Source organism: Synechococcus sp. H60.1, from assembly GCF_047462335.1.
Classification (GTDB): domain Bacteria; phylum Cyanobacteriota; class Cyanobacteriia; order Thermostichales; family Thermostichaceae; genus Thermostichus.
In genome coordinates this window covers 1-9,506 of the sequence record NZ_JANSJA010000141.1, presented here as the reverse complement: position 1 = coordinate 9,506, position 9,506 = coordinate 1, and the positions used below count along the sequence as shown (strand labels likewise).

Annotated in this window: 7 protein-coding genes and 1 pseudogene; 3 read left to right on the top strand and 5 right to left on the bottom strand. The window is 64.7% G+C overall.

Going from position 1 to position 9,506, the window contains the following annotated elements:
- Positions 1-187: 187 nt before the first annotated feature.
- Together NW852_RS07455 and NW852_RS07450 are read right to left on the bottom strand one after the other, a co-directional pair.
- Positions 188-1,477 (bottom strand): DNA double-strand break repair nuclease NurA, encoded by a 1,290-nt coding sequence (locus tag NW852_RS07455; RefSeq protein WP_414366254.1) that lies wholly within the window; start codon positions 1,475-1,477, stop codon positions 188-190.
- Positions 1,461-2,414 (bottom strand): 6-carboxytetrahydropterin synthase, encoded by a 954-nt coding sequence (locus NW852_RS07450; protein WP_414370377.1) that lies wholly within the window; start codon positions 2,412-2,414, stop codon positions 1,461-1,463. The genes NW852_RS07455 and NW852_RS07450 overlap by 17 nt, the downstream gene beginning before the upstream one ends.
- A gap of 239 nt (positions 2,415-2,653) precedes the next feature.
- Between NW852_RS07450 and NW852_RS07445 the strand changes: the two genes are divergently transcribed.
- Genes NW852_RS07445 through NW852_RS07435 form a run of 3 tightly spaced genes read left to right on the top strand, consistent with a single transcriptional unit; the run spans position 2,654 to position 6,485 of the window.
- On the top strand, positions 2,654-3,949 hold the full coding sequence (locus NW852_RS07445; RefSeq protein WP_414370379.1) for a homoserine dehydrogenase: 1,296 nt from the start codon (positions 2,654-2,656) through the stop codon (positions 3,947-3,949).
- Positions 3,950-3,988: 39 nt separating this feature from the next.
- Positions 3,989-5,458: a protoporphyrinogen oxidase gene (gene hemG / locus NW852_RS07440; RefSeq protein WP_414370380.1), complete on the top strand. Its 1,470-nt coding sequence runs from the start codon at positions 3,989-3,991 to the stop codon at positions 5,456-5,458.
- A gap of 4 nt (positions 5,459-5,462) precedes the next feature.
- Complete coding sequence (locus NW852_RS07435; protein ID WP_414370381.1) at positions 5,463-6,485, top strand: DUF3326 domain-containing protein; 1,023 nt, start codon at positions 5,463-5,465, stop codon at positions 6,483-6,485.
- Between the two features lie 7 nt (positions 6,486-6,492).
- Here the strand turns inward: NW852_RS07435 and NW852_RS07430 are convergent, their stop codons facing one another.
- The 3 genes and pseudogenes from NW852_RS07430 to NW852_RS07420 form a co-directional block, all read right to left on the bottom strand.
- Positions 6,493-6,951, bottom strand: a complete 459-nt coding sequence (locus NW852_RS07430) for an MAPEG family protein (protein ID WP_414366242.1) — start codon at positions 6,949-6,951, stop codon at positions 6,493-6,495.
- A gap of 54 nt (positions 6,952-7,005) precedes the next feature.
- On the bottom strand, positions 7,006-9,105 hold the full coding sequence (locus NW852_RS07425) for an ArsA family ATPase (protein ID WP_414426604.1): 2,100 nt from the start codon (positions 9,103-9,105) through the stop codon (positions 7,006-7,008).
- A gap of 2 nt (positions 9,106-9,107) precedes the next feature.
- Positions 9,108-9,506 (bottom strand): annotated as a pseudogene (locus NW852_RS07420) (hypothetical protein); the annotation flags it as partial.

The following is a 9,506-nucleotide window of genomic DNA, read 5'->3' as shown; positions in this document are numbered from 1 at the left end:
TGCTGTCAAGCGGGTGAGGAAACCCCACCCGCCTACGCGGTGGGGTAGTTCATTAGGTTATAGTCGCTTCTGGGATGCCAAGGATCCCAGCAGGCGCTGCGATTTTGGGTCTAAGGAGTCATTCCCTCACCCCCAGCCCCTCTCCTAGAAGGAGAGGGAAGGAAGAGCTTTGCGGCACTGGCACCAATTAGGCGATACCCGTTCGCTTCTGGGCTTCCTTACGAGAGACGGCCACATGGCGCAGGCCGGCGCGGATCAGCTCCTGCTCGATGAGGGTGAAGAACCGCTGCCGATCGCCTCCTCTCACTACAGCCAGATGATGGGCTTCGGCCAGGGCGATGGGGTAGCCAAAGCCCTTTTGCACCTGGCTCAGCACCCCTGCCAAGGCCTGCTGCAGCAGCTCTGGATCCTGGGCCACCCAGGCGGGAAACTCTAGCCGGGCAATCTCCGGCAGGGATCCCTCGCCAGGGTTCGCGCCAACATTCAAGTAACAGCAGTGGATGTGATGTTCCCCAAAAGTCTCCAGGACGCTGGCGCCACTGCGCCAGAGGGGGCTGCGCTCTCCCGGCTGCAGTAGGGATCCCCAAAAAACGCGATCTGCCAGGGGGGCAAAGGGCTGGCAGGGGGGAGTTTTCTCGCCGGCGCAGTAGCGATAGCAGTCGCAGCCCAGGTAGGGGCACAGCCCCAGGCGCAAGTAGTTAAGGGTTTCGCTGCTGCGGGAAGCGCTGATGTAGCCCACCAGGGGGATGCGGGCCGCCCGCAACTGCTCCAGGGTCGCCAGGATGGGATCCAGCCAGGGACGTTGGGTTGATCTAGGCAGCGACTCCAGTCCCCAGGGGATCAGGGATCCATCCAGCAGCGCCAGCGTGAGGCGACGGCAGGACAGCGACAGGGCCAACTGGGCCAGCTCCTCCAACTCTGCCTGGGAGCGCCGCAAAGCCAGCACCTCTTCGGCGTCCAAAGCAATCTCCGCCCCCTCACCGCGATCTCCTTCCTCTCGGCGGGGTTGGCGGCGAAGACGGCGCGGGGCCGCTCCTGGAAGGGAGTTGGATCGGTTCGGTTGAGCAAAGGGCTCCTGCCCGTAGATCAGCAGGGGCTGGCTGTCCAGCAGCGGCCACTCTTGCGTGCCGTAGTGGAGGGCTACCCGCCCAATGTTGATGAGCGAGCAGTAGGCGATCTCGTGGTGGCTGGGCAGGATCTGGGAGCCGTCGGTGGCCACCACCGTGTGCGGCCCCTGCAAAGGTTCCACTTTGGGCAGGGATCCCCAGGTTTCCGGCGGCTCGGCGGGACTGGCGCAGGTAAAGGCGAGATGGGATCCCCACTCCGCCCAGCGGGACTGCCAGGCTTGGGGTTCTCGCTGCAGGCGGGCAAACTCCTGCAAGGCCAGGCGCAGACGCTCTTGGTTGGCCTTCGACTCCTGCTGCAGGTGGCGGGCGAAGGCGGGAATCTGCTCGCTCAGTTTAACAAGATCCAGCATAGGCGGCTGGCCCACCCCTGCCGGCAGCTAGGGGCTCCACTTCAGAGGGATCCCTCTTGCCCTCGCTCGCGGGGTATGGGGTGGCAGCGGTAGCTGCGCCCAGCTCCTCTAGCGGAAACTCCCCATAGACCTCGCTGCTGTTGTTGGGGCTTTCCTGCAGGCGGATCCGATGCAGTTGCACCCCCAGCTTCCGCAGGGGCAGAGTCAGCAGCCGCTGGATGTAGAGGGCAATGTTTTCCGCAGTGGGCACCACCTGGGCAAAGTAGGGGATGTCCTTGTTTAGGAAGGTGTGATCTAGGGGTTTGACCACCTGCTCCTCAATCACCCGCTGCAAAGCTGCCAAGTCCACGATCATCCCCGTGCGCGGGTCGATGGATCCCTTGACGGTGATCTCCAGGCCATAGTTGTGGCCGTGGCCGTGGGGACGGGCGCAGAGGCCATAGATGGCGGTGTTCTCTTCCAGACTGAGGTGATCCAAGGCCAAGCGGTGGGCGGCGCTAAAGTGGGTGGCAACGGTCAAATAGGCTTGCATGGCTTCTCCTCGGTATTCGGCCCAAAACTCAGGATCTTCATAGAGGCGCACGCTGGTCAGGGGCAGAGCATCGGCCAGGCGCTGCCAAATGGTGTAGGCGATGAACTCGGTGGTGGGCAGGGTTTGGGCAAACTCTGGCCAAGCTTCGTTGAGGTAGGCAAAGTTCAGCTCCTGAATCACCCGCTCCTGAAGCACCCGCTTCACCTGTGAGAGGTTAAGCACCATGCCGTACTCGTCCACCTCTCCCGTCAAGCCCACCTCCAGCACGTAGTTGTGGCCGTGGCCGGGGAAGCGGGCGTGGGGGCCAAAGCGGGCCAGGTTCTCGGCTTCAGAGAGCTCCGGCAGCCAGTAGCGGTGGCTGGCGGCAAAATGGGCACGGCGGTAGATGGTACAGGTTCTGGACATGAAGGCTATGAATGAATGAAAACATCTGTAAAGGGATCCCCCCTTCAGCATAAACCCCAAACCGGCACTGCCCCCACAGCGAGGGATCCCTGCGGCTGTCTCAACGCACCTTCCCCCTGAACCCAAAGCGCCTTGGGATGGATGGCCAAAATCTCGTCCTGATGGGGCCAGGAGTGTGTCAACCTGGTAAAGGTAAGGAAGTCTTTGGGTCTCAGGGATCAACGGGCGAGGGAGCGGCTGTGGTCTATCGGGTTGGGCTACTGGGGCTGGGTACTGTCGGCACGGGCGTGGTAGAGATTTTGCAACGCCCACCTCACCCCCTCTTGCAGGCTGTCGAGCTTGCGGCGGTAGGGGTGCGTTCCCTGGACAGGCCGCGGCGGGTATCCATCCCGCTTGAGCGCCTGACCACTGACCTAGAGCGGATTGTGTCGGATCCAGACATTGACGTGGTGATTGAGCTCATGGGCGGGCTGGAGCCGGCTCGCAGCCTCATCCTAAAGGCCATTGACCACGGCAAGCCAGTCATTACAGCCAACAAAGCGGTCATTGCCCGCTATGGCGAGGAGATCTTCCGCGCTGCTGCCCAGGCCAGGGTGGCCGTGCTGCTGGAGGCAGCCGTGGGGGGTGGGATCCCTGTCGTCCAGACTTTGCAGCAGTCGCTGCAGGCCAGCCGCATCCAGGCGGTCTGGGGCATCATCAACGGCACGACCAACTTCATCCTCAGCCAGATGGCCCAGGAGGGTAGCTCCTTTGCCGAAGCGCTGGCCCAAGCCCAAGCCCGCGGCTATGCGGAGGCGGATCCCAGCGCCGATGTGGAAGGATGGGATGCGGCGGACAAGATCGCCATTTTGGCTAGCCTGGCCTTTGGGGTGTCGGTGCCGCGGGAGGCCATCCCTTGCGAAGGGATCCGCAGCATCAGCCCCACCGACATCCGCTATGCCCGCGAGTGGGGCTACACCTTCAAGCTTTTGGCCATTGCCCAGAGGGCTGGTGTCCCAGGATCCGAAACGGCCTTGGATGTCCGCGTCCACCCCACCCTATTGCCGCTGACCCACCCGCTGGCTAATATCCACGGCGTGGACAACGCCGTCTGGGTACAAGGGGATCCCCTGGGCCAGGTGGTGCTCTCCGGGCCGGGGGCGGGACAGGGGCCGACGGCCAGTGCTGTCGTTGGGGATCTGCTCACCCTACTTGCCCACCTGCAGACAGGGGCCCATCTCCCCAATCCTCTCTGGGGATTGCCTGTTTCTCCTCCTGTTGCCTCCCTGCTGCCACTGGCGGAGGTGCAGTCGGAGTTTTACGTGCGAGTGCTGGCCCAGGATCGACCGGGGGTGATGGGAGCTATTGGCACCTGCTTTGGCCGGCACCAGGTTAGCCTGGAGAGCATTACCCAAAAAGAGTGCCACCAGGAGCTGGCGGAGATTGTTGTCCTCACCCACACCGTGCGCGAGGCTGACTGCCGGCAGGCGCTGGCCGAGATCCAGCAGCTTCCCCAGGTAGCCGGGATCCCCAGCCTGTTTCGCGTGCTGCGCTAATGGCGCCCCTCGTGTTGCCCGTGATGGAGGATAGACAGCTTGGCAGCGACCGCGGATCTTGCAACCCCTGAACTCCTCAGAGCCGAAGTGGTGGTCATTGGGGCGGGCATCAGCGGCCTGACGCTGGCTTGGCGCCTGCAGCAGGGTCTCTCTGGTAGGGGTGGCTCCGCTCAGGCCGTGCTCTTGGCCGAGGCCAGCTCTCGGGTGGGCGGCTGCATTTCCACCCAATCCAAAGACGGCTACCGCTGGGAGGAAGGCCCCAACAGCTTTACCCCTACGCCTGCCCTGCTCAACTTGATTGCCGAGGTGGGCCTGGCCGACCAACTGGTGCTGGCCGATGCCCAGCTGCCCCGCTACATCTACTGGGAAGGAGAGCTGCTGCCAGTGCCGCTGAGCCCCACGGCGGCTCTGGGCTCACGGCTGCTCAGTGTGGGTGGTAAGCTGCGGGCTCTGCAGGGCCTGTTGGGGTTTGTCCCTCCGCCGCCGGGGCAGGAGGAGACGGTGCGGCAGTTTTTCCGGCGACAACTGGGATCCGAAGTGGTGGAGCGCCTGGTGGAGCCCTTCACCTCAGGGGTCTATGCCGGGGATCCGGATCAACTCAGCGCGGTGGCAGCTTTCCCTCGGGTAGCTGGCCTAGAGGAGCGCTACGGCAGTCTCTTTGCCGGCGCCCTGCAGGCTCTGCGCCAAAGACCCCAGCCTTTTCCCGCAGCCATCCAACCCCCGCCCAAACGCGGCCAACTGGGCAATCTGAGGCAGGGGCTGCAGCAGTTGCCAGAGGCCCTAGCCCAAAAGCTGGGCGACAGCCTGCGGCTGGGTTGGCAAGCGGTGCAGCTGAAGCGGGAGGGAGAGCTCTATGGGGTGGGCTTTGCAACCCCAGAGGGATCCCGCTGGGTGGCTGCTCGCCAGGTGGTGCTGGCTCTCCCCGCCTATGAGGCTGCCTTGCTGCTGCAGGAACTCAACCCCGAGGCCAGCCAGCTCTTGGCTGGGATCCCCTATCCGCCGGTGGCAGTGGTGGCTCTGGCCTATCCCCAAGCGGTTCTGCCGCAGCCGCTGCGGGGCTTTGGCCACCTCATCCCTCGCTCCCAGGGTCTACGCACCCTAGGCACTATCTGGGCCTCCTGTCTTTTCCCAGAGCGGGCTCCCCAGGGCTACCACAGCTTCCTCAGCTTCCTGGGCGGTGCTACCGATGCTGCCTTGGCCCGCCGGCAAGGGATCCCACCCATCACTGCTCTGTCCCCTGAGGAGCGAGCGCAAATTGTCCACGCCGAGCTCAGTCAGGTCCTGCTTACCCGCCGCGCCGAGCCCATCTACTTGGGCGAACGCCTGTGGCCCCGCGCCATTCCCCAGTACACCCTCGGTCACCGGCAGCGGATGGCCCAGTTGCAGGTCCACCTGGCCTCCCAGACGCCGGGGATCTGGGTGTGCGCCAACTACCTAGACGGTGTGGCCCTGGGCGACTGCGTGCGGCGGGCTGAGGCGCTGGCGCAGCAGCTTTTGTCCCAGGTCTAGTCCGATGGGTCGCCCCTACACCGTCCTGCTTTTGGTTCCCACCGGTATCGGTGCCCGGGTGGGCGGCTTTGCCGGCGATGCCCTGCCCGTGGCCCGCGCCTTGGCCGCAGCCGCGGATTGCGTCATCACCCACCCCAATGTCCTCAACGGCGCTACCCTCTTCTGGCCCCTGGGGAATGTGCTCTACGTGGAAGGATACGGCCTGGATCGCTTCTGTGCCGGGGAGTGGTTCCTCAGGCCAGTGCGGCAAAACCGCATCGGGGTGGTGCTGGATGCCGGGATCCCGGAGGATCTGCGCCAGCGCCATTTGCAGGTCATGCAAGCCGCTCAGGCCACGCTGGGGCTGGACATCGGCCCCTGGCGCTTGACTCCTCGACCCTTAGGCGTTGCCGTCAGCTTCTCCCCTGCCGGCGCCAGCCAGGGATCCCTAGCGGATGCCGAGGCGCTCCTGGAAGCCGCGCGTGCGCTGCTCTATGCAGGGGCCGAGGCCATTGCCGTGGTGGCCCGCTTCCCCGACGATCTTGACTTTAGCCAGTACGAGCAGGGGCAGGGGGTAGATCCCCTGGCGGGGGCCGAGGCCATCCTCAGCCACCTGGTGGTGCGGGAGCTGGGGATCCCGTGTGCCCATGCTCCGGCCCTCTACCCTGATCCCGACCCCAAGCTGGTTCACCCCCGCGCTGCCGCTGAAGAGGTGGGGTTTACCTTCCTGCCCTCGGTTTTGGCAGGGCTGAGCTACGCTCCCCAGTTTGTGAAAAGGGGGGATCCCCTGCAGACGGGCGACCTGACAGCCAAGCAGGTGGATAGCGTCATTGCCCCGGCCACCGCCTTTGGCGGCCCCGGCCTGCTTTACCTCGCCAGCCGCCCCCGCCCGCCCTTGTTTATTGCCGTCGAAGAAAACACCACCGTCATGCAGGTTCACCCGCGCCAGTTGGGGATCTCGCATGTGGCGGTTAGCTCCTACCTGGAGGCCATTGGCGTGGTGGTGGCCCACCGGGCTGGCGTGGCCCTCTCGTCGCTGCGGCTGTAGCCTCGGGCTAAGCCCAGTTCTGGCCCAGAAACGGCAACAGGCCAATCAGCAGCAGGCCCAGCGTGGCCAGCGACCCAACCAAAAAGGAGAGGGAGCGCCCCAGGGGAATGTCACCGATGTAGAAAAAGTTGTAAAACAGCCGTGCCAGCAGAAACACACCGCAGAGCAAGGCTACCCCTTCGTCGCCGCTAAGGCCAAACAGCCAGGGATCCGGGTGGGGGCCAGTAACATAGGCAATCAAGGCTGACGGCGCAAAGGTGCCCAGGGCCTCAAAGCCGTTGGCATGGGCCCAGGTAGCCCGCTGGCCGTAGGGAGGCAGCCGGTCGAACATAGCCCGCGGCGCATGGGGATCGTAGCCAACGCGGGCGCGGGCATAGCCGACCACGCCCATGGGCAGGTACACCAACAGGATGGCTGCAGCAATCGAGAACAGGGGGATGGCTTGCAGGGGGAGGTTGGGCAACATAGGCAAAACGCAGAGGAAAGAGGCGGCACCCGCACCTTCTCTAGGCTAGCCTCCCTAGGCGGGAATTGGCGCCGGGCTGCCTAGCAGGTAAGCCCCAACGGCTTCTAGGCTGGGCGGGTGCAGGAAAGGGAGGGTGACAATGGCCTGCTGGGGAAAGCGCTGGGGCAACTGGGCCAGGATGGCCTGGTGGCGGCGCCAAAGGGCTGCGCCAAAGGGGGTGGAGTCCTCCAGCCAAACCCGATTGAGAACGGCATAGGGATGGGGGATCCCCAGGGCATCCAACTCCGCCAAAAGACGCTCGGTTTCCGCCAGAACTGCCTGTTCGGGGTTGAAGACGGGGACAAAGCTAACAAACTGGGGATCCCGCAGCCGCCGCTGCAGCTGGCGCACCTGGGCTAGGAGATCCCGCAACCGCTGCGCCCATTCCGGCCGGCCCACCACGTCGCGGTACTTTAGCCACAGCTTCAGGGCCAGGCTCACCCAGCCTTCTAGGGCCTGCGGCATCTGCAAAAAGCGCAAGAGGTGGCCGGTGGGGGCGGTATCCACCACCACCAGGTTGAACTGGCCGCTGGCTTCTTGTTCCAGCACCGTCAGCAGGGCCATCACCTCGTCTAGACCGGGAGGGGGCATCTGCAAAAGCTGCCGCCAAGCCTGGGGGTCGTACTGGACTTCCACCCCTGCCGTCCCCTCGCCTGCCAAAATGGCCGCCACCTCCTCCAGGTAGTCTTGGCGGAAGCGCTCCAGCACTGCCGCCGCCTCGATCTCCTGGCCCAGCAGGTTGGGCAAGAGCGGCAGCGGCTCCTGACCCAGCTTTGTCTGAAACAGATCCCCCAGCGAGTGGGCCGGGTCGATGGAGACCAGTAAGAGCCGCTGGTCGGGATGGCGCTGGGCCAGGTTCCAGGCCAGGGCCCCGGCCACCGTGGTCTTGCCCACCCCACCCTTGCCCCCCACCAGCACAAGGCGGATCCCTTGGGCCAAAAAATCTGGCAGGGCCACCCTTGGGGGGGAGGGGATCCCGCCGACAGGCTCCCCTGGGCTAGGGGGGATCTCTTCCAACTGCGGCAGCACCTCTGGCAAGGGGCGAAGCTGTTGCACCAGCTTGTCCAGGGCCGTCGGCCCAATCGGCTCCTCCAGTTGATAGGGACAAACCCAGATGGGATAGCCAGGCAGCTCCTCTTGGAGTGTTTTTAGCCAGCGCCACTGCTCCTGCTGGCGGGCTAGGTAAAGAGGCGAGGGGCGGCTGGGGGTTGCTTCCGCTTTTTCCCCTGCGGCCGCCACCGTCCCTAGCAACACCTGGTTGACCAGAAGACCCCCCACAGGCACACGGCGGCTTTGCAGTTGTTGACAGAAGCGGCGGGTCTCCGCCACGCTCAACGGCTCCGGGATCAGCACCAGCCAAGCAGAGGTGCTCTCCGGGTCGGTGAGGCGGGCTTTGCCTCCCTCCAGCTCACTTTGTAGCCGGGTCAAAAAGGCATCGGCCTCATCCGGGCAATAGGTGCCCGTCAGGGATTGGACAACCTCGCGGTGCTTGGCCTGGAAGGTGGCAAACACCGCCAGCAGATTATCCAAAAAGTCGGGCAACTCCAACAGCCGCAGGGTGTGGCCGGTGGGGGCCGTGTCCAGGATGACTGTGTCCACCTCTTGGCCTGCCAGCAGGCGGTTGACCTCGAGGATGGCCATCAGCTCGTCCACCCCCGGCCAGTCCAGATCCCAAAGGGGCAACAGATCCTCTCGCCCCAGCCAACTGCCCCGCTCGGCAATCAGCTCCAGAGCCGGGCCGTAGGTCTGCTTGAAAGACTGCAGCAGCACCTCGGCCTGGAGGGCCCGCACCTGCAAGTTGGGCCGTTCGCGCAAGCGGTGCGGAGCACTTTCCGGCAGGGGTTGGGGGGTGTCGGCCACCGGGATCCCCAGCACATCCCCCAGGGAGTGGGCTGGATCGGTGGATAGCAACAGCAAACGGCGCTCTGGTTGCCTCTGGGCTAGGTGACGGGCCAGGGCACAGGCCAGGGTGGTCTTGCCCACACCCCCCTTGCCGCTCAACAGCAGCAAGCGGCAGGAAGCCGATCGCGTCAGCGGGACGTAGTCCACGAGCCGGTCAAAGGGGGAGTTGTCGAGCTGAGCGGGCTGCAAAGGGATCCCTCGCGCGCAGGTCACCCCTATTCTGGCCTGGATCTCCCTTGGGGATACCCCAGCCCGCCGAGGTTGGCTTTCGCCAACTCCAGTCGGCGGCGTCCTCTGTCCCAGGCCAGCAGCGCGTGGATCCCAAGCCAAAAGCCCGTCCACAGCCAGTTGTGCAACCAGATCTTGCCCAAGATGGGCAGGGTCAGGCCCTCTGTTCCGCCCAGCACCAGGCCGGCTGCCAAGATCAGCCCTTCAAAAGCAAGGAACCCTAGGATCAGCATGACCAGGATCCAAAGGTAATTGCGCAGCCATTGCCGAGGTTGGACAGGGTGGGGCTGGAAAAAGAGCGGGCGATAGCTGGCCAGCCACGCCACCCCCACCGTGCCGATCCCCAAGACCAACCCCCAAGCCAAAGAATCAGGGGTACGGGGATA

Bases quoted from the DNA above. Each gene is read 5' to 3' on its own strand.
- NW852_RS07450 (WP_414370377.1), bottom strand. From the start codon at position 2,414: ATGTCCAGAACCTGTACCATCTACCGCCGTGCCCATTTTGCCGCCAGC.
- NW852_RS07435 (WP_414370381.1), top strand. From the start codon at position 5,463: ATGGGTCGCCCCTACACCGTCCTGCTTTTGGTTCCCACCGGTATCGGT.
- NW852_RS07430 (WP_414366242.1), bottom strand. From the start codon at position 6,951: ATGTTGCCCAACCTCCCCCTGCAAGCCATCCCCCTGTTCTCGATTGCT.
- NW852_RS07455 (WP_414366254.1), bottom strand. From the start codon at position 1,477: ATGCTGGATCTTGTTAAACTGAGCGAGCAGATTCCCGCCTTCGCCCGC.